Raw genomic sequence first — 22928 nt, forward strand, 5'->3', positions numbered from 1 at the left:
CACCTCCCGTAGAACTTCGAAAGGACCTCTCCACCATGCCTTCCACACCGTCCGATGCCCGCGAATTCGACCTGATTCTTTACGGCGCCACCGGCTTCGTCGGCAGAATCGTTGCCGAATATCTGGCTGTCGCAGCGCCGCAGGGGATGCGTATAGCGTTGGCCGGCCGCAACTCAGATCGATTGGCGGCCGTGCGCTCGGCGCTGCCGGCCGCTGCCCGATCTTGGCCAATCGCTCTCGCCGACGCATTGGACCCGGCCAGTTTGCGCCAGATGGCCGAGCGTACGCAGGTAGTCGTGACGACGGTGGGACCCTACGCCGAATTCGGACTGCCCCTCGTCCTGGCCTGCGTCGACGCCGGCACCGACTATGCCGATCTCACCGGCGAACCATTGTTTGTGCGCGACAGTATCGAAGCCGCCCACGAACGGGCCGCCGCGGGCTCGGTCAGGATCGTGCATTCCTGTGGGTTCGACTCCATCCCTTCAGATCTGAGCGTCTTTCTGACCTATCGACAAGCGTTGTCGGACGAGACCGGTGAGCTGGAGAGCGCCACGCTGGTTGCTACGGTCAAAGGTGGGTTCAGTGGTGGGACGATTGCATCGAACCGCGGGCAGTTGAAGGCGATTGCTCAGGACCGGTCTTTACAGGAGGTTGTCGAAGACCCGTACCTATTGAGCGCTGACCGACAAGAAGAATCCGATCTTGGCGTTCAGTCCGATGCTGCATTGATGCGGGCGTCGAGCATCGATCCGACGTTGTCGGGCTGGGTGACGAGCTTCATGATGGCTCCGCACAACACTCGAATCGTGCGCCGCAGCAATTCTCTGCTGGACTGGGCCTACGGCAAGGATTTCCGGTACCGCGAGGTGATGAGCACCGGCCACTCACCAGCGGCGGCGCTGCTCGCGGCGGGAATGGCCGCAGCGTTATGGATGCAAAAGGCGATCGGCCCGCTCGCACACACAGGCATCGGGTCGAGCCTGATCGACCGCATTGTCCCCAAGCCGGGAACCGGACCGAACGCGGAAGCCCGCGATCGGGGCTCCTTTTCGATGCACACCATCACCCGAACCTCCAGTGGTGCCACCTATCGCACAACCTTCGCCGCTCACGGCGATCCGGGCTACAAGGCTACCGCCGTCATGCTGGGCGAGGTCGCCCTGTGCTTGGCCCTCGATCGCGACAAACTGTCGGATCTGTCGGGGGTTCTTACCCCCGCCCCCGCTATGGCGCTGCCGCTCGCCGATCGGTTACGCGCCGCAGGGATGACTATCAGTGTCGAGCGTGACCTGTAGTCGCACAACGAAATTCTCGCGCTCTCTCGAGCTTCGGGCTCGAGGACCGCGGCGGAATCCTCGCTTACGAACCCGGCAGTCGGCTACGAATTTCGCACGTCAACCCGCTCGCCGGCCTGCCCGACCCGTCGAAGAACTACCACACCCTTACCTACTCGCTCATAGCGGGAGCGGACCCTCCCAAGGTAGCGCTCTCCGGAAAACGACAAATGGAACGCGTCGTAGGCCAGATCCACCATCAGCCCCGCCCCTCGCATCGTCGCCGCGACATCATCGGAATCGGGCTGCATGTCAATGGCCAAGTTGAAGTCCCCGCCGGTGGCCAGGGAAAGTCCCCACCCCCTTGCCGGGGGTGGGGGTGGTTAGGTCAGGGGCGTTCACCTCGCTTGGTCCGGTGTTTCATGCGGTAGGAGTCGCCGTCGGTGATGACGACGGTGGCGTGGTGGAGCAGTCGAAAGCGCGCGGGTTCGCTGATTCTCGGTGGGTGGTATGCGATGAACCCGCGCGTGGTCGGGTGGTGTGTGGTCGAAGTGGGTCGGGTTCGCGGATGTGGGTGGTCGCTGGCGGGGTGTTATCGGGGTGCGGTGGAGCGGCGTTCGGGGTGGGCTGCTTGGACGTAGGTGATGGCGGTCTTGGCGGTTATGCCGAAGACGCGCATGAGGTGGACGGGGTCGGCGGTGTGTGCGGCTTCGTCGAGGATGCGGTCGCGGCGGAGTTGGGATGGGGTGAGACCGAGCCGCTCGAAGATGATGTCGATGACCCGGTGGGAGACGGGTGGGAGCGTGGCATCGGCTGCGGTCACCTGGCTGACCAGCAGGTGGGGGTTGGAGGTTCGGCTCCAGAGGCGCCGCCGCTGGTGTAGCCAGTCGAGCGCGAGGGTGTGGGTGAGTTCGTCGAGGTAGACGGTGTGGTGTCGGGTTTGTCGTCGAACCAGCAGCCGTCCGGCGGATAGGTCGAGATCGTTCAGTTGCAGGTGGGTGGTTTCTTGTTTGCCCAGGCCGTGGATGGCGATGAGGGCGACGACGAGTTTGGCCATCTGCCCTTCGGTGCGGTCGATGAGACCGTGCAGGCGGTCGGTGGGAATCGGGACGGGCAGGCGACGCATCGCGGTCAGGGTGATCCCGCGGGTGGGATCGCGGAAGATGCGTCGTTCTTGTTTGAGGGCGCGGAACAGGCTGTGCAGGGCCGAGAGCAGGTTGCGGGCTGTGACGGGTGGTTGCCGGTCGAGGGCGGATTGGATGTCGGGACCGGTGATCTCACGCAGGCTGGTGACGGACTCGGTCCAGATGGCCAGCGTCGGCCGCAGGCAGTTCAGGTAGGAGCGGATCGTGGCGAAGGGGAATTGTGGGTGTGGTCGGCGTCCTTCGCCACGCAGAACACTTATCCAGCAACCGATTTCATCGGCGAGGGCATCGGGAAGGGCGTCGATGCGCTGCTGGATGGCCCGTTCGATGGTGTCGCCTTGGCGGGCGGGGTCGGCGATGACCATGCCGTGAGCGTCGAGGAACTGCAGAACGCGTCGGATAGCGGAATTGGGGCGGTGGTCGGCGACCGCACGGATGTCAGCTTCGGGGATGGGGGCGGCTGCGCCGAGCCAGCCCAGCAGGACCCGCAAGGTCATCGCCCCGGCGTTGCGGGGCATCGGACCCCACCCGTGGTTTCGTGCGTGCTGCTGGAACTCCTCGAGCAGGGCTGTGGCTGCCGGTGTCAGCTCAGGCAGAGCATTGGAGGAACCGACGGTGAAACGACTCCAGTCTCGACGTGCCTCGAACAGCACGATTTGGGTGGGGTCGACCAGGTGAGGTGATATCGATGGCGCGGGAGGCCGTGGGGTCAGCCGCCGTCGTTGCTGCGGGGTCGGCACCAGGTCGCAGAAGGGTTTTCCCGTTGCGGCACTTGGGTTTTTCCACTTCGCGGGCAGAACGATCGGGGTGGCCCGAAACGAGCGCAGTTCCGGCAGGATCAGCGCGAGTTGCGTCGGCCGACCGGGCACGGGATCGAGCAACCATCCGGGATCGTCGAGACGCAGGACTTGCAAGCACGAGCGGCAGAGTCCCTCGTCGCTGACATGATTGCGATGCCGACATCGCAAGCACGGCTTGCATTCTGGGAAGGCGCGGCGCCACTTCCCGCAGGGGGCGCAAGTGGTGTATTGCCGTCTCTCGCCCCAGCCCAGGCAGACCGGGCACTGCCCGATCGGCCAGTTCCTCGGTGTCGCGGCCACGGGTCAGTTCGGCGGCATCGATCGTTTGGCCCCGCCGCGGCGGGCGGTCGGTCGCACGGGTTCATCCGTCCCACCGACGGCCCGATTGGTTTGCCGCTCTTGCTCATTGGCGGTCATGAGGGGCTCGGCTTCCAGGAGATCGGCGACCGTGCACTGCAGTGCGGCGCATATCTTGTCCAGGTCATCGAGCCTGACCGTGGTCGGTTTGTTGCTCCAGAGGGCAGCGACCTTGCTCAGCGATGGCGTGAAGCCGACCTCGGCGAATACGGTCATCAGCTCGCTGGGCCGCCAGATGTCGCGTTTGGCCGCGGCCCAGCGCAGGTTCCATTTCATCGCAGGGTTCCTTTGTCCATGACGAGTCGTTGCACCGCTCTCCCGGCTGCTGCCAGGCTCGCGGTTTCCGGGTCGGCGTGTGCGGTGGCCAGGTAGGAAACAGTCGTGGTCGGGCGATCGTGTCCCAATAACTTCTGCACTTCCCAGAGCGACATTCCCCGCTCATAGTTGTGGGTTGCGCAGGCATGCCGGAGTAGATGCGGATGCAGCTCGGTCACCGGGCCGGTGAGAAACCGGCGGCCGACGGCTTTCAGTGCCCGCCGGAACGTCGACGGGGTCACCGCGATGCCGGGTGTGGCCAGATTCAACGCGGCGACAGCCTGCGGGATCCGCTCGGACGGGAACAGCGGGGCTTCCGAATCGTCGGGGTCGTCGCAGAATTCGGCGCGGACCTCCTCGATATACCACCACAACAGCGCCCGGCCTTCCTCGAACAGATAAGCCTCGCGTTGGCGAGGCCCGGATCCGCGAGCTCCCTTGCCGTGCACCAGGAATCGGCCCCATTGACCGGACTCCCAGTGAACGTCGCCGATCCTCACCGAGCACAACTCGGCAGCGCGAACGCCGGAGATGTAGGTGAGCTTGCCCATGACGTAGTCGCGGCGGGCGATCGCCGGCTTGCGCGACTGCGGCAGCGATTCCCGCCAGCGGCCGAAGAATTCGCGTGTCGCCCGCTGTGACGGCGGTATCCGCAGCCCGAAGTCGCCGCGATGGGTCGGCCGGTTGAACGGGTCGATCGGTGACTCCACGCCGACGCCGTAGTTGCGGGCGATCTCACCGGCATACCGCTGCTCGAGGAAAGCGAAGTAACTGTCGATCAGGGTCATCTTGCGCCGAACCGTCGAGCGGGCCCGCTTGCCGACACCCGCGAAGTACTTGTCCACTTGGCGCGGAGTCAGTTGCCACGGCACCAAACCGTAGTACTGACAGATCTCGATGATCGGCTTGGTCAGCCCATCCAACGTGGCAGCAGCCAAACCCGCTGTGTCCCTGGCCCATTGATACTCAGCGACTGTATCCAGGAAGAAACTCTGCTCGTCACCAGCAGTAACCTCGGCGGCCTTGCGCCGCTGCAGCGTGACAACATCGGCCAGCCCCGGCTCGAGGATCGGTCCCACAGACGTTTCATCGCCATCCGGCGTGGCCGCCGAAACGAGCGACAGTGTGCGCGTCCCGGAATCCGACATGGTGTCACAGATTACAGCAGTTACTCCAGGATTCCTGGAATAACTCGCCGATTACCGGATATCTTTGATCAAGCCACCAAACGGGCCTAGAGCTGCTGAGATGCGTTGACACCAGCCAAATCCGGCTGAAGGAACCCGCACCTACTCCGGTTAGGATGCTGGCTGCGGTGGTGTGTTCGGGCAGGAACCGGCCCCATTGCTCGAACGGCCAGTGTGAGGCGAGGGCCAGTGACCGCCGTTCGTAGGCGGCCGCGACCAGCCGGAACAGTAGTTGGGTGCCGGTGTCGTCGAGTGGTGCGAACCCGATCTCGTCGAGGATCACGAGGTCCGCGCGTAGCAGGGTGTCGATGATTTTGCCGACGGTGTTGTCGGCCAGGCCGCGGTAGAGGGTGTCGACGAGGTCGGCAGCGGTGAAGTACCGCACTTTGTGGCCAGCGGTGACGGCGGCGTGGCCGAGCCCGATCAGGGTGTGACTTTTTCCTGTGCCCGGCGGACCTATCAGCGCCAGATTGTGTTGCGCACGTATCCATTCCAGGCTCGACAGGTAGTCGAAGGTCGCTTGCGGGACGGACGACGCTGACACGTCGAAGCCCTCGAGGGTCTTGGTGACCGGGAACGCGGCGGCCTTGAGCCGGTTCACCGCGTTGGAGGCGTCGCGGGCGGTCAGTTCGGCCTCGATCAGGGTGCGCAGCACCTCTTCCGGGGTCCAGCGCTGGGTTCTCGCGACCTGCAGCACCTCGGGCGCGGTGCGGCGCACCGCCGCCAGTTTCAACCTGCGCAGGCCGGCGTCGAGGTCGGCCGCCAGGTCTGGGACTGTGGTGGGGGCAACGGTTTTCGATCGGCTTGTGGTGGTCACGAGGCGCTCCCGTCACGGTTGATCTTGTAGGCGTCCAGGGATCGGGTCGGTGCGGTGGGCAGGTCCAGCACCAGTGCGTCGCCGGCCGGGCGTGGTTGCGGGGTGCCGGTGCCGGCGGCGAGGATGGAGCGGACGTCGGCAGCGCGGAAGCGTTTGAACGCCACCGCCCGCCGCAGCGCGGCCACGAGTGCGGCTTCGCCGTGGGCGGCGCCGAGCGCGAGCAGGATCTCCAGCTCGGAGCCCAGGCGGGTGTTGCCGATCGCGGCGGCGCCGACCAGGAACGCTTCGGCGTCGGCACCGAGGGCGCAGAACTGTTGCTCGGCAGTGGTTTTCGGGCGAGGACCGCGATTGGGTGCGGGCCGGGGCCCGTCGTAGTGGGAGTCGAGGATCGACGCGTCACCAGGGGCGACGAGTTCATGCTCGGCGACGATGACGCCGGTGGCCGGCTCGAGCACCAGCAGGGCGCCGCAGTCGAGGACGATCTGCACCTTTTCGCCGATCAGGCGGTTGGGCACCGAGTAGCGGGCCGACCCGTAGCGAACACACGACAGCCGGTCGACGGTGCGGGTGACCGCCGGTGCGCCGATCTCGAGTCGCAGCGACGGCAACGGCCGCAGAAGTTCTCGCTCGACGGCGAGGCGTTCGTCGGGGATCGCGCAGATCTCCGAATGCACCAGCGAGTTCACCTCCGCGCACCAGGTTTTCGCCGCCGCGTTGGCCTCGCGCAGACTCACCGTCGCCCCGCGCATCGCGGCCTCGGTCAGCAACGGCACCGCCAGGTCACGCTGGGCATACCCGCACAGGTTCTCCACGATCCCCTTCGACTGCGGATCATTGCCGTGGCACCAGTCCGGTGAGAAGCCGTAATGTGTTGCGAACCGGACGTATTCGGGTGTCGGGACGACCACGTTCGCGACCACCCCGCCTTTCAGGCAGCCCATGCGGTCGGCGAGCACCCGCGCCGGGACACCGCCGATCGCGGCGAATGCTTCGGCGATCATTGCTAGAGTGGTCGACTGGCGCTGGTCGGCGGCGAACGCGGTGAACCGCCACCGCGAGAACGCCAGCACCGCGCAGAACAACTGCAGGCCGGGCGCGGCCTCGGCCCAGTCGATCACCAGATACTCACCCGGCGACCACACCGCCGGACGGCGGCCCCGATGATTATCCTTGCGCCACAACGCTTTCTGATCGGCCACCAGCCGCCGGAAATTCCGCGGCGATCCCTCGTAACCGGCAGCACGCGCGACCGGCAGCAGTCGCTTGGCCGAAATCCGGCCCTTCGATTTCGTGACCCGCTCGGCGACCAACTCGGTGACCCGGTCGAAGTTGCGGGAACGCACGGCCCGCTCCGCAGCCGCGCCGGCCTCGGCGCGCTCGACGACTCGTTTCACCGTCTTGTGTGTGGTGCCGCACAACTCGGCGGCACCGCGATACGTTCCGACCTCTCGATAAGCGGAAATGATGTCCATTCGCTCCCTCGCAGACTTCAATGGAACTCCCTGGGCAGTGACGGATGACAGTTGGCGCTATCACCGTCACCGCCCAGGTCACGAGCTCCGGGCATTGACACGACGAGCAAGAGAGCGGGGACTTCTACCCGGCCGCCAGCGGCGACCTATACCTGGCCACCAATGGGGACTTTTTCATGGCCACGGACAGCTGCAACCGCTCGAACAACTTGAGCGCAGGCCGAACAGCGGATAGTCGATACGGGTCGGCAACATCATCACCACCACCAGCAGCCGCTTGTAGCTCACCGGCTTTGAAGTGCTCGAGCATCTCTGTTTCGTTGTCGACCAGATATGAGTCCCGGACCTCGAGGTGGAATGCGTGGCAGGACTCTGGATCCAACGGTGTTTCCGGCCCAAGGTGTTGAACGGTGTTCAGCGAGGAAGGTGCCGTGATGACTGACACTGGATGCCGTGGCATCGAAGAAATCCCGTGAGACCTCTGCCGAGGCTGTGGCGGCCGCGGAGTTGGTCCGGATGGCTAAGAACGCGTCCGGAAACTTCGGTGATGTCGGCGTGTGATGCGTGAGGCTGTGGAGGGCTCCCGGTAGGACTGGTGGTTGCGAATCCGTCCATTCCTTCCGAGAGCCCTTGTCTCAGTGTCGCTTACGTGCTTGTGTTCGTCGTGCCCGGCCCACGGCGAGTCGCCCGCCCTATCGAAATGCCCGTTCTATCCGTCGTCGTCGTTGACCGACGCCGAGTGGGAGGTCCTGGAGCCGTTGTTGCCGCCGCCGGGCAACACGGCGGGCAAGGGCGGGCGACCGGAGAAACATCCGCGCCGCCTGCTGTTGGACGCAATCTTCTATCTCGTGCGCGGCGGGATCGCGTGGCGGCAGCTGCCCAGCGACTTCCCTCCGGCCACCACCGTCTACGACAACTTCAGCCGATGGACGAAAAATGGTGCGTGGCAACGGATTCACGACGCACTGCGGGATCGTGTGCGAGTCCGAGCCGGACGTAAACCGTCACCGACGGCGGCGATCATCGACTCCCAGACCGTGCGCGGCGCGGACACCGTACCCAACACGAGCGCCGGCTACGATGCGGGCAAGAAAACCAAAGGCCGCAAACGCCACATCGCCACCGACACCCTCGGACTGCTACTCACGGTCGTCGTCACCTCGGCCGATATCCAAGACCGCGACGGAGCCCACCGCCTGTTGGCCGCGCTGCGGGCACGATTCTCCACGGTATCGCTGGCGTGGGCCGACGGCGGCTACGCCGGACGCCTGGTCACCTGGGCGTGGCAGGTCCTCACGCTCACTGTGCAGATCGTCAAACGCAGCGACGACACCAAAGGATTCGTCGTCCTCCCACGCCGCTGGGTCGTGGAAAGAACGTTCGGATGGATCACCAAACACCGCCGCTGCGTCCGCGACTACGAGACCCTGCCCCAGAACCACGAAGCGATGGTCCACATCGCCATGATCCGAACCATGACCCGACGCCTCGCCCGAACCGAGCCAGCCGACCAGCACAAATGAGTTTCCGGACGCGTTCTAAGCTTGATTTTTAACCTCTAACTGGCAGCCGTGGTGGTCTTACCGACCGCCTGGTGTGGTGCGCGTCGGATGTTTTTTGCGCCGGGCGGGCGTCCGGGACCCGGCCGTGAGGGTTTCGGCGCGCGGGCCGGAAGAGCGGTTGTCGGGCGGAGGTGGCGAAATCCCCTGCGGACGCGGGCTGGGGTGAGGCGGCTGGGGCTGGTTGGTTTTCTCTCCCAGGGGTGGCGGAGGTCTTCGGTGAGTCCTCGGGCGAGGCGGAGTTGGGTGTGTGCGGCGATGATGAGCCAGGTCCAGCGGTCGGCGGCGGCGGAGTCGCGGATACGCGGCTTGGTCCACCCGAGGGTCTGTTTCAGGAACCGGAAGGTGTGCTCGATATCGAAGCGCCGCAGGAAGGTTCGCCAGATTCGGTCGATAATGGCGGGGTCGGCGATGTCGGGTTGCGAACACCATAGCCACAGTGGTTTCGGGTTGCGGTCGCCGGGTAGCCGGTCCACCCGAAGCCCGATGACGACGCCCTCGATGATCGGCAGTTCCCCGTCGTGGTAGGCCCAGGATCCTCGGCGGGCGAGTTTGGGGTGCAGACGGTTCCATGCCGTCGCACGCACGGCGCCGTAGCGGTCGGTGTCGGTGGTGGTGACGACAGCGGGCTCGGGATGGGTCCCGGTGTCGGACAACGCGAAGTCGGGGCCGTGCTTGGCGGGACGGCCCCTCTTGCCCGCACGGGGTTCGGCGGGGAAGGCCAGGACGCGGTCGGAGCGTATTCGCCCGATCAGGACCACGGGCAGATCCGCGAGCTCGTATGCCAGGCATGTGATGTCGTAGCCCGCATCGAACACGATCTTGATGTGCGGGTCGCCGGGAACATGGAGGTCGGCGGCTTGCAGGCGTTGCACGACTTCCCGGATCTGGGCGGCGGTGACCTCGGTCGCGTCGTCGTCGGGGTGCAGCCGTATCGCGTCGAGGATCGTGGTCCAAGAGGTCCGGCCGGGCTCCAGCGCGGCGACGTAGGAGAACAGCCAGCCCGGGATCATCTGCGCTTGCCCCCTGCCACGGCCATAGACATGGCAGAACGATCGATCGGGGCTGGTCGCCGCGTCGGGACGCAGCCACGGACTGGCATCGACGGCCAGCATGATCGCACCTTCGTCGTCTCGCCCGACCGTGGTCGTGGCGGTGATCGCGCGCCGGAGCCGGGCGATGTCGATACTTCCGGCGTTCAGACCGTCGTAGAGGGCGCCGTGGCCGCGTCGATATTCCCCGGTCAGACACAGTCCGACCAGCGTGGTGACCGGTCCGTCGTCGCACAGCACCGCGTCGGTGAGTTCGAACAGCGCGTCGGCGCGCGCGGTCAGGCTTTCATAGAACGAATTGCGGAACGCGGCAAGCGATTCCGGTCCCGACGGGCGCGCCGACTCGACCGGACGAAATACTTCGGGCACACTGACAGGCACGGCCACCACAACTTCTCATCAGGCTCTTTAGCGGGAACCCGACGATGATGATGCGGTGGCCGCTCCATGTCACGGCGACACGCCGAAATTCGTCCCTAAATCAACACGGCAGCAACACGTTTCGATGATCGAACCGCTCCAACACCGACCCGGACGGTCGGCGGGCAGTGACCCGGAGGTTAAAAATCAAGCTAAGGAGCAGGGTTTGTTGCAGCGCGGCCGGATCCCGCAGCGCGTCGTGACTGCGGTGCTGCTCGACCCTGCGGCGGCGGTTGCTTCATCCATGTGAACGGTTCCAGCAACCCACTTTCGATGTGCCCGGTGTCCGACGCCGTTGCCGCGGCCAGTCGAAGCTGGCCCGATGGTGTTTGCTCGACGTGGCCCACGTCAGCGGCGAGGTGAACAAGGACGCGGTACACGACTTGCGTTCATCACCCGCTGCAGCATCTACCCAAGCGGCAACGGACCATCCTGATACATCGCCCTGCAGGTGGTCGGCGAGCATCTGCAGCGACATATAAGTAGTGGCTCGCGCAGCGATTCCTTTCCGAGCTGGCGCAGGTCTTCATTGCGAGGAGTGCACACCAAAGGCGGTCGACGCCACTGCTCGCGGAAGCGTGTCAGCCCGCCGCGTCATCGGCTGATCAGGAGTTCAGAGTGAATACCCTTGTCGTAGAGAAGGATCGGCCTGCCGTCGGTCCCCGCGCACTCTTTGCCATCGGCGGTAATACCTCAGACGGTCTGTGGCTCGACCCTCAGCAGTTACTGTCGTCTACGGCAGCTGTCCGCAAGGTCACCGATAACCTCACCACGCTGACTCAGGGCCTGGCAGGATCGTTTGGCGACGCCCTTCTCGGCGTCGTTTCGTCGTCGCTCTTCAGCTATTCCGGCATCTTCGGCGGTCCGGATATCGAATCCGCCTGGTCGGCATTCCACGCGGCATGGGTCTCCGAACGCGTCGACCTCCCTGCGCAGCAGGCCGCGCCGCGCCAGCCGGTCGAGCAGCCCGGTGACGTCGGTCTTGTCGCAGCCGAGCAGGTCGGCGAGCTCGCCGTAGCAGAACGAACCTGGTGTGGGTGTCGTTAATCAACGCAGAGGCAGAGAAAAGATGGGTTTGGCTGAGAGTGTGATGTTTCCTGGATTCGATCTTGGTGATTCCGAACTCACTACGGCGGTACGTAACGCTCTGGAAGAGGTCGACAAACTGTTGGCGCGTGAGCTGACCGACCAGATATTCCTGCGTTGGCCTGCGCCGGAGCCTGACCAGGGCCGCGGCATACGGATTCTTTCGATGTTGACCATCCTGACCGGGCAGATGGGCCCACGTCCGGCCAGCCCGGAGCTCACCACCGCCGCCACGGTCATCGAGCTCGTTCACCTCGCCACGGTGTATCACGACGAAGTGAAGGACGAGGCACCTGTGTGTCGCGGTGCGTCAGGCTTGAATTCCGGTTGGGGCAACAACGTTGCCATCTTGGCCGGTGACTATCTGTCTGCGTGCGCCTCCCGGCTCGTATCGACGCTCGGGTCGGAGGCGGCACGAATCATTGCAGAAACGTTCGCCACCGTCGTAACCGGGCAGGTGCGCGAGAAAAGCGGTGTGCAGCCCAGCCAGGATCCCGTCGAGCACCATGTGCAGCTGGCGCGGGAGAAGACAGGAGCGTTGATCGGCACGTGCGCCCGCTTCGGTGGCATCTTCTCCGGCACAAGTCCGCACCATATCGAGCGGCTGGCCAGGTTCGGCACCACCCTCGGCACCGCATTGCAGATCTCTGACAACCTCGTGTCGGGCATCGACCAGCGGGACAGGACCCCCGGCATCGGTACGGGCGACGACATGCATGCTCTACCGACGCTGAGCGCCCTGCGGGAAAAGGGCACTGCAGGTGACGGGGCGCGGGACCTGCCGGCCGGGCCGGTGGCGGTCTGCGCGACAGTCGAGGAAGCACTGGAACTGTTGTCGCACTCTGACAGCATGGTGTTGGCCAAAAAGACGTTGCCCAGCTACGCCGATCTCGCGAAGGCTGAACTGTCCGCGCTGCCTGGCGGCCCCGCCAACGACGCTCTGCAGCGATTCGTGCGCCACCTTGTCGACCGCGTCGGATGAGCCCGATAGTGGCTGCCAAAAACCCCTGGGAATCCGGGGACGTCGATGTTTGTGTGGTAGGACTCGGCCCGACCGGCAGGGCTCTGGCCCACCGGGCGGTGCGGGCCGGACTCAGGGTCACCGCAGTAGACCCACGTCCGGACCGGTTGTGGTCGCCCACCTACGCCTGCTGGGTCGACGAGCTACCGGAATGGCTACCCGAGACAGTGATCGCCACCACAATCCCGAAGCCGACCGCCTGGACCAGGGTGCTGCACCGCATCGACAGACCGTACTGCGTTCTCTCCAAACCCGGACTGCGTGCGGGCCTGCCACTCGACGATGCCATAGTCGTCACTGGCCGTGCTGTACGGGTCGAGCCACATCGGGTGGAGTTGGCCGATCGAACGATCATCACTGCGTCGGCAGTCTTCGACGCTCGTGGACTGGCGGCCACTGGCCGGGGCTACATGGCCAGCGCGTATGGCGTCTTCGTTGGTGCCGACACCGCTGCGCCGATGATCGCCGACGGCGACGGGTTGCTGATGGACTGGCGTCCGGGCAACGGTGCCGGGCCGGACACCCCGCCCTCGTTCCTCTACGCGATGCCGATCGGTGACGGCACGGTCATTTTCGAGGAAACCAGCCTCGGTTTACCTGGAGGTATGCCTCAACGTGAACTGCGCTGGCGATTGCTGAATCGGCTTGCCGCACACGGCATCCGGCTCACCGGCACCGAGCGGCACGAGGCGGCCCACTATCCACTGGACCAGCGGCCGCCCAAAAACGGTGTCGGACAGGTCATTCCGTTCGGCTCCCGCGGCGGCATGATGAATCCCAGCACCGGATACAGCGTGGCCGATTCACTCACCCTGGCCGACACCGCAGTCGCCGCCTTGCTACACGGAAGTGACCCTATCGCCCAACTATGGCAGTGGCGGGCCCGCTTGGTGTACTGGCTGCGGATGCGAGGTCTGCGGGGCCTAGGCAGGTCGAGCAGCGAAGAGTCGGTCGCCGCATTCGACTCCTTCTTCAATGCCTCCCCGCGCGGCCAGCGCGCCATCCTGTCCGCCCGTGACGATTACGCGGCACTCTGCGCCGTTCTTGTCAACACTGTCGCCCATACGTGGCCGTTCCGTTGGCGGTTCGACTACGTAGGCTGGACCAACCGGAACCGCTGGGTGGATCACCAGTTCAATCAACAACCGGCACCCGAAACACACCCGCAACCGTGAAATGCAGGCGTTGCCGTCAGCACACAAAGCACAAACAACGCTGGCGTCGCTGAGGTTTTCTGTCGACGGTCAGCTAATTCCCCAGGGGTTTCCGTCAGGTAATTCCCCAGGTCCGGGTGTGCCGTCCTCAGCGTAGCGGGGCCGGTCAGCTCTTGCGTGGGGAGCGTTGTCCGGGTCATTTGCGGGGTCGGTAGGAGGGGCCGTCCATGAGGATTTGGTGGCTGGTGTTGATGAGTCTGTCCAGGAGCGACTCGGCGACGACGGGGTTGGGGAACAGCGGATACCAGTCCTTCGGGGCGCGGTTGCTGGTGAGGATCAGCGGCTTGCCGGCGATAGCGCGGTCGGAGACGAGGTCGTAGAGGTCGTCGGATTGGGTGGTGGTGTGCTTGCGCATGGCGAAGTCATCGATTAATCCCGAGATCGGGATTAATCGATTTATCCCGAACCGGTTGTTATCCCGATGTGTTGGTTCTATGTGGTGGGATCGCTTGTGCGGCAGTGTGTTTTCGGGCGTCTGATGTTGTCTGTGTCGGGATATTCAGAGGCTTTCCAGGAAGGCGAGTAGGTCGTCTGGTGGTCGGTAGCGGCCGGGTTTGGTGGTGGGTGGTGTGGTGCGGGCCAGGGCGCGTTCCTTGATCGCCATGTCGGCGTGCAGGTAGGCGACGGTGGAACGTGGGTCGGCGTGGCCGAGCCAGAGCGAGATGACGGCGGAGTCGACGCCGCTGTGGAGCAGACTCATCGCGCAGGTGCGGCGGAGGGTGTGTGGTGAGAGTTTCTTCCCGTCCAGTGACGGACACCGTTGTCGGGCAAGGTTTTTGTAGAGGTTGAGACGTGCTTCGACTCCGTCGTCGCTGAGGCGGCGACCGGTGCGGGTGGGAAATGCGGGCTCGTCCCGGGTCCCGTGTCGTTCTCGAAGCCAGACGCGTAGAACCGCGGTGGTGGCCGGGGTGAGCGGGACGCATCGTTGCTTGAGGCCTTTGCCTCGACAGCGAGCGTGCGCGCCGGGGCCGAGTTCGATGTCACCGCAGGTGAGTCCGGTCAGCTCGAGCGGACGCCGCGACTATGCGGTGCTGAGTCTGACCTCGGCAACGCTGGGACCGTCCGGCAACCGGGTGCCCCGCCACGCCGCGACCGGCGGCATCGCCGAGCCGAGATCGGAATCGATCCTGCCCCGCAGATACAGAAACCGCAGCAGGGCACGCAGGTCGGCAGCCTCTCGTTTCGCCGACTCCACAACCAGACGCGCCCCAGCCGCCAGCAGGTAGGCGTTGACCTCCCTACTGGTCAGCCCCTCATCACCCACCTCGCAGCCGAGCCGTGACGATCGTTGTGACAGAAACCTTTTCGCGAACCGCTCGTATCGCAACACGGTGCCTGGCGTCAGGCCGCGCTCATCAAGCAAATAGTGCCGATAGCCGATCAGCAACACCTCGCGCGTGGTCGCGGCGGCCGACTTGACGGCATCGATCACACCGCTATCGGCCAGATACGACAGTAGCGTGGCCGCGGTAGCCATCGTCGTAACCCTCCGTCGCCCGCTGGCCCGCACCTCGGCCAGGAACTGCTCGAACACCGACGCCGTGAGATCACCCGCCGCCAGATCCACGCCGGTCATCCACCGGTTCAGCTGACCCATCAGACCGAGATGCTTGGCAATCGCGCCGGACTTGTGTCCACGCGCCACCAGCTCCCGTTCGAACCCGGCAGCGAACTCCACCAGCGGGCCCCCGCCGGCCATCCACCCTGTCGTTCCCATCGTTGCTCCTCTCCGACGCGGAAGCGCTCTGCTCCCGCAACCAAAGAGTGCGACCCCCGGAATTACGCCGAGCCAAGAACCAGCAATCTGAACCAATCAGACACTGCCACAGCAACTCTCGCTTCAACCACGCCATACGGTGCTGTAGACCACCGGCTCGAACGGCCGCGGCGGCGACGGCGCCAGCGTCTGGAACTCCACGGCGTCGAACACGGTCACCGGTGCCGCGCCGCCCAACCCCCGATGATGGTGGCGGCCATAGGTTTCGGTGCACCACACCAGCGCCGCGTCCTGCATCTGCGTCAGCGAGGTGAATTCCCGTCCACGCCAGTACGAATCCCGGATATAGGGGCATCGGGCGTTCGATCCTGGGTTTGGACGACGTCGTCAACTACACCCAGTCCCGACGATCGGTTCCGCCGGGTGCGGGCGACGCATCGGTTTTACCCTCTGTTCGGGCCGGAGTTCGAGTTCGTCGAGCACCGCCTGAATTGGGGTGAGGACCGGGTGAGCCTGCGCGACGAGCAGGGCGTGTTGTTCTCGCTGCCAGCAGGGTGGACCGATGTCGCCGCGCCGGATCCGTTCGTGGTGATCGCCGAAGGCCGGTGCCCGTTCACCACGACCGGACTGCTCGATCTGGCCGGGCTGATCGATGTCTACGGTTCATTTATCGGCGAGCCCTAACAGGAGTTCTGGCGATTCCGGGGACTCCGGCGCGGTCGTCCGTCGGCACGCTCGGGAGGGCGAGGCGTGCTCAGCGCGCGGTGCCCGCCCTGGCCTTCCGGCGCGAGATCGCGACGCCCACCAGGCAGATGGTACCGCCGACCAGCGCCCAAGCGGTGGGTACCTCACCCAGCAGCAGCCACGACAGCAGGACGGAAATGGCCGGAACAGCGTAGGTACTTGCTGTGAGCCGACCGGCGTCGGTGCGGCGCAGGGCGTAGGACCAGGCCGTGAAACCCAGTGCGGTAGGGAACAATCCGAGATAGACGCCGTCCACGATGGTTCGCGCCGGCGCTGCGGCCAACTCGCCGACGAGTTGCGGCGCCCACCCCAACAGCACCGCGGTGCCGACGACGCAGCCGAGCCAGATCGCGGTGAGCGCGTCGACATATCGCAGCGCGGCCTTCTGGACCAGCACACCCGCCGCGTACAACACCGCTGCGACCAGAGACATGGCAACGCCGATCCCGTCGCGGTGGCCGCCGGTACTGACCGCCAGGGTGGCGACGCCCGCCAGCGACACCAGCCCGCCGACGATCAGCGTGCGCGGCAGGCCCTCTTTGAACACCACACCGGCAGCGAACGCCACCAGCAGCGGAGCGATGTTCACCAACAGCGCCGCGGTTCCGGCGTCCACATGCCGCTCGGCGGTATTGAGTGCGACGGTGTACCCGGCCAGCCACAGTACGGCGTAGACAACGATCAACACCAAAGGTGTCCGTGCCCGCGGAATATGCGGCAGGCCTCGGCTTTTCACCGCGACCAGGATCGTCAGCGCGACAGCGGCGACCGCAAGGCGCAACAGCGCCATCGGCGCCGGGGACAGCGTCGGGCCCACATCGCGGATCGCAACGAATGCTGAGGCCCACAGGATCACGGCGACCAGCGCCGCCACCGCGCTTTTGATGTCGGCCGGTGCGCGCGGTGTCGCGGGACGGGAAGTTTCGATGTTGCGGAGTTCTGTGGTCACTCCGCTATCGTCAGCGCAGGAATTGGATAGCGCAAGCGAACAAACACGAACTACTGTTAAGTTGAGCTGTATCATCTGGTGATGCTCGACATTTCCCGGCTTCATCTGCTGCGCACCGTGATCGCGACCGGCTCGATCCGCGCGAGCGCCTCCGCGCTCGGCTACACACCCTCGGCCGCCAGCCAACAACTCGCCGCGTTGCAACGCCAGACCGGGCTGCAGCTGGTCGAACGCGTCGGCCGCGGCATCGAGCCCACAGCGGTCGGGCGCGCCCTCGCCGCCGAGACCGAGCCACTGTTCGGGGAACTCGGACGGCTCGAGGGGGTCATCGGAGACCTTCGCGCGGGCCGCGTCGGCAGTTTGTCGATCGGATACGTCGCCTCGGTGGGCGCCCGCTGGCTCCCACCGATCGTCGATGCGCTCCGTCGCGAATTCCCCGACCTGCGGCTCGAGCTTCGGATGGCCGAGTTCGGCGAGGGACAACGCGACGTCGAGATCTTCATCGAGAACCCAGGTACCGAACCGTCGAGCGCAGTGTCCGTGCGCCGGCTCGCCACCGACCCCTACCTGGTGGTCGTCCGCGTCGATGATCCGTTGACGAGACTCACCGAGGTGGCGCTCGCCGAGCTCTCCGACAGGACATGGATCGACAACGAACACCGCGACGGCCCTTGTCGCCGAATCCTGCTTGCGGCCTGCGCGAAAGCCGGTGTCACGCCCCACTTCCAGGTCCAGGCCCCGGACTATCGCACCGCACTACCTCTGGTCGCCACCGGCATCGGCATCACTGTGATCCCTGCGCTCGCCGCGGTCGATCTGCCCACAGGTCTGGTCGCCCGACCCTTGACCGACCCGACCCCGGTCCGCCACGTCGGCATCGCCATCCGGAAATCCATCGCCCAGAATCCGCCCGCCCGACGTGCCGTCGAGCTGTTCACCGCCATCGCGCAAACGTCGGCAGCGGACGCGTCCTGAGCGCATTGCGCCGACACGTCTCGACATCCGTTCTGCCGCGGCGGATTACGCGACGGCAGTAGATGCCCGCTGTGCGTCCCGGCTTGCATGCACCCGCACCGATTGCCCGGCCGAACCAATGCGTCACTGCTGATGGCGTCGGATGAATTCCATCACGCCCCAACAGTATTCGTTCCTGACATGACAGCCCCCAGGCCCTACGCGTTGGCCCGACCCGGACGCCGCCACCGCCTCGGTCGCAGACGGCGCCGCCAGACTCGATGGGATCGACGTGTTGTCGCTCATCCCGAATGCGGATCGGCGCTGCATCGTCACCCTCAATCTGGGTCCAGCCCTGTCGTGGCCGCCGTTCACCGAGAATATGAACAACCCGTGCTACCAAGACGGTCCGATCCCGGACCCGTGGCAGGGCACCACTGAAATCTGGGAATTCGTGAAGGGGTGACGGCTCTTCCATGGCGTCGAGCGAGGCGTCTTCTACCTGGGCGGCCCCGACCATGAACTGGACTTGTGCCAGTGCCGCATGCCCATTGGGTGCGACTGCGTTCGCCTGGAACGGGTCGGCGACGCGGCCGACTTGCGCCGACTTCGAGATTCTGGACGGACTGCTCGATCGCCTGCCGTATCGGCTGATGGGTCACCCGGTACGGGCCGCGCGTTGCGGAGACCACCTGCGCCTGCCCGCCGGAAAACGCGGGAACTTCTCCTTCAACAAATCGGCGGCGGCCTGCGACCGTGTGCCCGGCACCGAGAAGTCATCGACCGTCATGCCACCCGACCCCAACGCGAGAGCGACCACCCCGACCGCGACGAGCACCCAGAACGCGACGACATATCGACGACGGTGAAACCCCCAACGGCCGAGCTGGCACAGACCATGGCGGCGGTGCTCGAGCGGTTCGTCGGCGACACTTGCGGATCGCCGAACTCGACGATATAGCCCGCCGCTTTCCCACCATCGACCTCGCATTGTTACCGATCAACGGGCTCCAGGTCCGGCCGCTGCTCAACCGGCAGGTCGTGATGAACGCCGAACAGGCCGCCGACCTCACCCGCGCCCTGCACTCCCGCCTCGCCGTTCCCACCCACTACGCCTACACCGCCGGGCCCGTCCGCGATCGGCTGTTGCTGAAGATGGATCGCCACCCCGAGACCTACGCCGCGGCAACCCGTGCCACGGCACCCGATACCACCGTCCACATCCTGCCGACCGGCCAACCCCTGACACTCTGAGCCGATGTCCTTTCCGGACGAGCTTCACCGGCGTGTCGTCGTTAACCAGTGTCCCCACGCGCGGGAGCTGCCGGTGACGATCGCGACCCGCTGTTCGCCCATGGGAATGCCGCTCCTTCGATGTGAATGTCGTCGGTCGAGAGTTGGCGGAGGACTCGGTCAGAACGGGCCGCCGCCGGCGTGGATGGACTGCCCGGTGACCCACCGGCCGGCGTCCGAGGCGAGGAATGCCACGATATCGGCGATGTCGGCGGGCTCGCCGATCCTGCCGAGCGGGGTGGCCGCCTGGAGCTGGTCGGCCAGGCGCGCCCCGCCGCCGCGGAACGTGTCGGTCCAGACCGGGCCGGGCAGCACGCTGTTCACCGTGATCTGGCGCGGGCCGAACTCCCTGGCCAGCGCGTAGACGAGTTGTTCCGTCGCGGCCTTGCTCGGGCCGCTGCCGTGCCGGTGGGTCACCGTGACGCCGGAAGAGGTCACCACGACCCGCCCGCCGTCCCGCAGCCGCCTCGCGAGGCGACGAACGTGGCGCACGCGTTCGCGTTGAACAGCGCGTCGAAGTCGTCGTCGGTGGCCTCGGCGATCGGTCCGAGCCTGGCTTCGCTGGCGTGCAGGATCACCATGTCGAGGCCGCCGTAGTGCCGTTCTGCCGCGTCGAAGAGGCCGCGGAGCTGGTCGGGGTCGGCAACGTCGGCGCCGAGTGCGACGGCCGCCCCGCCGTTCGCCTCGATGCCGTCGACGACCGTGCGCGCGGCATCCTCGTTGCGGTGGTAGTTGACCACCACGCGCACGCCGTCCCCGGCGAGGCGTTCCGCGATGGCCCTGCCGATGCCACGAGAGATGCCGGTGACGATCGCGACCCGCGGTTCGCCCACGGGATTGCCGACCCTTTCATCGATGATCTGGGGGATTCAGTTCACGGGGAACAAACACGACGGATCGCGGGGTGGCCGCCCACCACCAACGGCCACCCCGGCGTCACCGCAGGTCATGACGCTCACTGGGGTATCAAGACCGCCAGCCGGATCTCGAAACATGGGCAACGGCATCCTCTCCGCGGAACACGCCTACAAAACGCTGGGCGAACTCGGCGAACTCGGTCGGCCTCACGCCGAAGCTGTGGTGCGTGCTCAGGTTCACCCGGGACTCGTCGGCACCCTTGCGGCGCTGACTGAACAGCTCGTCCATCGCATCTGTGAAGTAAGCGGGGACCCCGGCATCGAGCATCGCCTGCCTCTTCTGAGCGGGATCAATATCGACATATCGGACGGGTTTGCCGATGGCCGCCGAGATCACTGCGGCCACTTCGTTCACCGTCAACGCTTCCGGACCGGTCATCTCGTACCGCTTGGACTCGTGACCGTCACTATGCAGGAGCGAGACCGCGACTTTCGCGATGTCCTCGGTATCCACCGGCGCGATCCGCGCATCCGCCATCGGCAGAGCCAAGACCCCGTCAGCACCGATGGATGACACCTCGCGGAAATAGTCGGACATGAACGTGCTGGGGCGAAGATGTGTCCACGCCAGACCCGACTGCTCCAGATAATGCTCGACCGCGGCGTGCATTCGGGCGAAACGGAATTCAGCGTCACTCCAGCAGCCCATGCCGGAGAACTTGACGATGTGACGAACCCCGGCCTCCTTGGCAGAATCGATGAACGAGGATTGCGTCTGCACGAGGCCCGGATCGGCCGAGGAAATCAGCAGAACCTTCTCGACGCCCGCGAGCGCATCGCCCAGCGTCTCCGGTTTCGCCAGGTCGCCCTCGACGACTTCGACGTTCGACGGCACATCTGCGCCCACCTTCTCGCGGTCTCGCACCAGCGCACGTACCGGCAGACCCCGGCGGACGAACTCTGCGATGACGGCTGCTCCGCTTTCACCCGTCGCCCCTGTTACCAAAATCATGACTAGTCACCATCCCTATCGCTTTTTTGGTCGACGAATGAGGTTGCCTCGCAAGCAATCACCCTGCGTAGCGTCGACGCTGCCTTCCGAGGGCTGGGTCGGTGTAACGACCAACCCACACGTATACAGATCTGACGTCGGGCCCGGACTCGTCGACCAAGGGCGGATTGTGGCGCGACTCACAAGGTCAGATGACGACCGGATCTTCCTCAGTCCAAGATCGCAATGTCCGCAACCCATGATCAATCACCAATAGCCACAGCGTCGCCTTATCGCGACTGAGCGTGGACCAGAGCGAGGTGACGTCGGCGTACTGTCCGTCACCCGGACCGTCTGGCGACCGCTGGGCTCGTAACGGCGACCGGGGCAGACCTGCGAAGCATCGTTTTCACCGATCGGGTTGCCTCGGCGGTGACGACCGGTATAACCGCCGACGAGGCAGCTTGGCCGCCGGTAAATGACTACCGCTAACGGTAGGCGTCAGTCAGCCCGGAGGAAGCCGGACAATTGAAGTGCTCAGCGGGATCCATCATGGATGACGCCACACCCGAGCGCGGTCGTTGCAGGTTGATCCCCCGCGCCCGGTCCTGGTCAGTAGAACGCGTGGGGGTTGAGCGGTTGTTGGGGGATGTGCTGGACGACGTCCCAGTGTTCGGCGATGCGGTCCTCGAGTACGCGGAGCTCTACTGTGGCCAGCGCGGTGCCTTCGGCGGTGTCGATGTGGGTGTGCACGGCCACGTAGTCGGCGTAGGCGAGTACCCGATGGACAGTGATCGTGCTGGTGTGCAACCACTGACTGGCGTGCAGGTATTCGCTGAAGGCTTCCCGGCCGGGGCCGCGGACGCCGGGATTGCGGGAGAGGGGAAGTCTTCATGTAGCAGATCCAGGAAAGCGTCGAGGTCACCGGCGGAGAATCGGGCGACGGCTTCGAGTACCAGATCTCGATTCGTGATGGTCATACTGATATGACCGATGGGGCGGTCGGGCGTCACACGGCGTGTGACGCCGAGCCGGTTCCGAATCGTCTAATGGGTTAGTCATGAACGATTTCGAAGAGCACCGCGCATCGCGGCAGGCGCTGGCCTACCGCATCCTCGGCTACCACTCCGACGCCGAGGATGTGATGCGTGGCTGCGGTGACAGCAGGCCGACACCAGCGTGGTCGAGAACCCACGGGCGTACCTGCACCGGCTGGTCGCACACCAGGCGATAGACCATCTCCGCCGGACCAGGAGGCGCCGCGAATACGATCTGTCCCCGCCCGAACTCTCGCTGGCTGCTGCCGATACCGAAGTGGTCGAGGCGGTTTCGGCGGCGTTGGGTGTGCTGCTCTGGACCCTCGACCCGGACGAGCGAGTGGTTTCTGCTGCACGAGGTGTTCGGCTACTCCCACACCGAGATCGCCGCAGTCGTAGACCGCACCGAGCGCGCAGTGCGGCAACTGGCATACAGGCCCGGCGTCGCATCAGCGCACGTCGACCCCGCTATCGTCCAAGCGCGATCGAGCAGCGCCGCACTACTGAACGCTTCCTGCTCGCCACCACTACCGGCGACCTGATCGCTTACAAGACGCCGGAGGGCAAGCGGTACTCGGAGCCGGAGCGGATGCGCCAGCTCCTGACGCGGACCCGCAGCGCCTGTCCACGTTAGTGCTTCGTCCAGGAACGTTCGTTCGGTAAT

At 65.4% G+C, this 22928-nt stretch carries 23 protein-coding genes and 3 pseudogenes; 11 read left to right on the forward strand and 15 right to left on the reverse strand.

The window, feature by feature from the left end; all coding sequences use genetic code 11:
* Positions 1–35: 35 nt before the first annotated feature.
* Positions 36–1298, forward strand: a complete 1263-nt coding sequence (locus ACV7NQ_RS44875; RefSeq protein WP_463365043.1) for a saccharopine dehydrogenase family protein — start codon at positions 36–38, stop codon at positions 1296–1298.
* A gap of 367 nt (positions 1299–1665) precedes the next feature.
* Here the strand turns inward: ACV7NQ_RS44875 and ACV7NQ_RS44880 are convergent.
* From ACV7NQ_RS44880 to istA, 6 genes and pseudogenes are all read right to left on the reverse strand, one after another.
* Positions 1666–1752, reverse strand: a pseudogene (locus ACV7NQ_RS44880) (ATP-binding protein); the annotation flags it as partial.
* Positions 1753–1869: 117 nt separating this feature from the next.
* Entirely contained in the window at positions 1870–3336 is a 1467-nt protein-coding gene (locus ACV7NQ_RS44885; protein WP_463365044.1) for a hypothetical protein, read from the reverse strand.
* A 189-nt stretch (positions 3337–3525) separates the two neighbouring features.
* Positions 3526–3855, reverse strand: coding sequence for a helix-turn-helix domain-containing protein (locus ACV7NQ_RS44890; protein ID WP_463365045.1), 330 nt, complete (start codon positions 3853–3855; stop codon positions 3526–3528).
* Positions 3852–4973 carry a tyrosine-type recombinase/integrase gene (locus ACV7NQ_RS44895; protein WP_463365046.1) on the reverse strand — a complete coding sequence of 374 codons (1122 nt, stop codon included), beginning with the start codon at positions 4971–4973 and terminating at the stop codon, positions 3852–3854. The genes ACV7NQ_RS44890 and ACV7NQ_RS44895 overlap by 4 nt, the downstream gene beginning before the upstream one ends.
* Before the next feature lie 73 nt (positions 4974–5046).
* A complete protein-coding gene (istB, locus tag ACV7NQ_RS44900) occupies positions 5047–5898 on the reverse strand; it encodes an IS21-like element helper ATPase IstB (RefSeq protein WP_463365047.1) in 852 nt (283 codons plus the stop codon).
* Positions 5895–7391: an IS21 family transposase gene (istA, locus tag ACV7NQ_RS44905; RefSeq protein WP_463365048.1), complete on the reverse strand. Its 1497-nt coding sequence runs from the start codon at positions 7389–7391 to the stop codon at positions 5895–5897. The genes istB and istA overlap by 4 nt, the downstream gene beginning before the upstream one ends.
* A 704-nt stretch (positions 7392–8095) precedes the next feature.
* On the opposite strand from istA, the gene ACV7NQ_RS44910 reads away from it, so the two are divergent.
* The gene (locus tag ACV7NQ_RS44910) at positions 8096–8893 is read left to right on the forward strand and encodes an IS5 family transposase (RefSeq protein WP_463365049.1); all 798 of its coding nucleotides are present in this window, start codon (positions 8096–8098) and stop codon (positions 8891–8893) included.
* A gap of 35 nt (positions 8894–8928) precedes the next feature.
* Here the strand turns inward: ACV7NQ_RS44910 and ACV7NQ_RS44915 are convergent, their stop codons facing one another.
* Entirely contained in the window at positions 8929–10368 is a 1440-nt protein-coding gene (locus tag ACV7NQ_RS44915; protein ID WP_463358523.1) for an NF041680 family putative transposase, read from the reverse strand.
* A gap of 651 nt (positions 10369–11019) precedes the next feature.
* On the opposite strand from ACV7NQ_RS44915, the gene ACV7NQ_RS44920 reads away from it, so the two are divergent.
* Genes ACV7NQ_RS44920 through ACV7NQ_RS44930 form a run of 3 tightly spaced genes read left to right on the forward strand, consistent with a single transcriptional unit; the run spans position 11020 to position 13683 of the window.
* Complete coding sequence (locus tag ACV7NQ_RS44920) at positions 11020–11448, forward strand: hypothetical protein (protein ID WP_463365050.1); 429 nt, start codon at positions 11020–11022, stop codon at positions 11446–11448.
* A gap of 22 nt (positions 11449–11470) precedes the next feature.
* Positions 11471–12469: a polyprenyl synthetase family protein gene (locus ACV7NQ_RS44925; protein WP_463365051.1), complete on the forward strand. Its 999-nt coding sequence runs from the start codon at positions 11471–11473 to the stop codon at positions 12467–12469.
* Positions 12466–13683: a lycopene cyclase family protein gene (locus tag ACV7NQ_RS44930; RefSeq protein ID WP_463365052.1), complete on the forward strand. Its 1218-nt coding sequence runs from the start codon at positions 12466–12468 to the stop codon at positions 13681–13683. The genes ACV7NQ_RS44925 and ACV7NQ_RS44930 overlap by 4 nt, the downstream gene beginning before the upstream one ends.
* Before the next feature lie 175 nt (positions 13684–13858).
* Here ACV7NQ_RS44930 and ACV7NQ_RS44935 read toward each other — a convergent pair.
* The 4 genes and pseudogenes from ACV7NQ_RS44935 to ACV7NQ_RS44950 all read right to left on the reverse strand — a co-directional run.
* Positions 13859–14092, reverse strand: a pseudogene (locus tag ACV7NQ_RS44935) (ATP-binding protein); the annotation flags it as partial.
* 129 nt (positions 14093–14221) lie between these two features.
* Complete coding sequence (locus tag ACV7NQ_RS44940) at positions 14222–14725, reverse strand: tyrosine-type recombinase/integrase (protein WP_463366054.1); 504 nt, start codon at positions 14723–14725, stop codon at positions 14222–14224.
* 18 nt (positions 14726–14743) lie between these two features.
* Positions 14744–15439 (reverse strand): hypothetical protein, encoded by a 696-nt coding sequence (locus ACV7NQ_RS44945; RefSeq protein WP_463365053.1) that lies wholly within the window; start codon positions 15437–15439, stop codon positions 14744–14746.
* Between the two features lie 123 nt (positions 15440–15562).
* Positions 15563–15736 (reverse strand): hypothetical protein, encoded by a 174-nt coding sequence (locus tag ACV7NQ_RS44950; RefSeq protein ID WP_463365054.1) that lies wholly within the window; start codon positions 15734–15736, stop codon positions 15563–15565.
* Positions 15737–15862: 126 nt separating this feature from the next.
* Between ACV7NQ_RS44950 and ACV7NQ_RS44955 the strand changes: the two genes are divergently transcribed.
* Entirely contained in the window at positions 15863–16123 is a 261-nt protein-coding gene (locus ACV7NQ_RS44955) for a DUF5372 family protein (RefSeq protein WP_463365055.1), read from the forward strand.
* A gap of 70 nt (positions 16124–16193) precedes the next feature.
* On the opposite strand, the gene ACV7NQ_RS44960 is transcribed toward ACV7NQ_RS44955, so the two are convergent.
* Entirely contained in the window at positions 16194–17132 is a 939-nt protein-coding gene (locus ACV7NQ_RS44960; protein WP_463365056.1) for a DMT family transporter, read from the reverse strand.
* 81 nt (positions 17133–17213) lie between these two features.
* Between ACV7NQ_RS44960 and ACV7NQ_RS44965 the strand changes: the two genes are divergently transcribed.
* The 4 genes from ACV7NQ_RS44965 (at position 17214) to ACV7NQ_RS44980 (ending at position 19340) form a co-directional block, all read left to right on the forward strand.
* Positions 17214–18107, forward strand: coding sequence for a LysR family transcriptional regulator (locus ACV7NQ_RS44965; protein ID WP_463365057.1), 894 nt, complete (start codon positions 17214–17216; stop codon positions 18105–18107).
* Between the two features lie 271 nt (positions 18108–18378).
* Positions 18379–18552: a hypothetical protein gene (locus ACV7NQ_RS44970; RefSeq protein ID WP_463365058.1), complete on the forward strand. Its 174-nt coding sequence runs from the start codon at positions 18379–18381 to the stop codon at positions 18550–18552.
* An 85-nt stretch (positions 18553–18637) separates the two neighbouring features.
* Positions 18638–18955, forward strand: coding sequence for a hypothetical protein (locus tag ACV7NQ_RS44975; protein WP_463365059.1), 318 nt, complete (start codon positions 18638–18640; stop codon positions 18953–18955).
* A gap of 64 nt (positions 18956–19019) precedes the next feature.
* The gene (locus tag ACV7NQ_RS44980; RefSeq protein ID WP_463365060.1) at positions 19020–19340 is read left to right on the forward strand and encodes an MBL fold metallo-hydrolase; all 321 of its coding nucleotides are present in this window, start codon (positions 19020–19022) and stop codon (positions 19338–19340) included.
* A 159-nt stretch (positions 19341–19499) separates the two neighbouring features.
* On the opposite strand, the pseudogene ACV7NQ_RS44985 reads toward ACV7NQ_RS44980, so the two are convergent.
* The 3 genes and pseudogenes from ACV7NQ_RS44985 to ACV7NQ_RS44995 form a co-directional block, all read right to left on the reverse strand.
* Positions 19500–20212: pseudogene (locus ACV7NQ_RS44985) on the reverse strand (SDR family oxidoreductase).
* A gap of 133 nt (positions 20213–20345) precedes the next feature.
* Positions 20346–21248: an SDR family oxidoreductase gene (locus ACV7NQ_RS44990; RefSeq protein ID WP_463365061.1), complete on the reverse strand. Its 903-nt coding sequence runs from the start codon at positions 21246–21248 to the stop codon at positions 20346–20348.
* A gap of 591 nt (positions 21249–21839) precedes the next feature.
* Positions 21840–22037: a hypothetical protein gene (locus ACV7NQ_RS44995; RefSeq protein ID WP_463365062.1), complete on the reverse strand. Its 198-nt coding sequence runs from the start codon at positions 22035–22037 to the stop codon at positions 21840–21842.
* A 369-nt stretch (positions 22038–22406) separates the two neighbouring features.
* Between ACV7NQ_RS44995 and ACV7NQ_RS45000 the strand changes: the two genes are divergently transcribed.
* Positions 22407–22898 (forward strand): hypothetical protein, encoded by a 492-nt coding sequence (locus ACV7NQ_RS45000; RefSeq protein WP_463365063.1) that lies wholly within the window; start codon positions 22407–22409, stop codon positions 22896–22898.
* Positions 22899–22928 lie beyond the last annotated feature (30 nt).

The sequence above is a fragment of the Nocardia sp. Tas62D01 genome, from assembly GCF_055232035.1.

What these genes read in the sequence shown, in the direction of transcription:
- ACV7NQ_RS44875 (WP_463365043.1), top strand. Translation starts at nt 36, where the DNA reads ATGCCTTCCACACCGTCCGATGCCCGCGAATTCGACCTGATTCTTTAC.
- ACV7NQ_RS44950 (WP_463365054.1), bottom strand. Translation starts at nt 15,736, where the DNA reads ATGCAGGACGCGGCGCTGGTGTGGTGCACCGAAACCTATGGCCGCCAC.
- ACV7NQ_RS44965 (WP_463365057.1), top strand. Translation starts at nt 17,214, where the DNA reads ATGCTCGACATTTCCCGGCTTCATCTGCTGCGCACCGTGATCGCGACC.
- ACV7NQ_RS44990 (WP_463365061.1), bottom strand. Translation starts at nt 21,248, where the DNA reads ATGATTTTGGTAACAGGGGCGACGGGTGAAAGCGGAGCAGCCGTCATC.
- ACV7NQ_RS44925 (WP_463365051.1), top strand. Translation starts at nt 11,471, where the DNA reads ATGGGTTTGGCTGAGAGTGTGATGTTTCCTGGATTCGATCTTGGTGAT.
- ACV7NQ_RS44945 (WP_463365053.1), bottom strand. Translation starts at nt 15,439, where the DNA reads ATGGGAACGACAGGGTGGATGGCCGGCGGGGGCCCGCTGGTGGAGTTC.
- ACV7NQ_RS44890 (WP_463365045.1), bottom strand. Translation starts at nt 3,855, where the DNA reads ATGAAATGGAACCTGCGCTGGGCCGCGGCCAAACGCGACATCTGGCGG.
- ACV7NQ_RS44930 (WP_463365052.1), top strand. Translation starts at nt 12,466, where the DNA reads ATGAGCCCGATAGTGGCTGCCAAAAACCCCTGGGAATCCGGGGACGTC.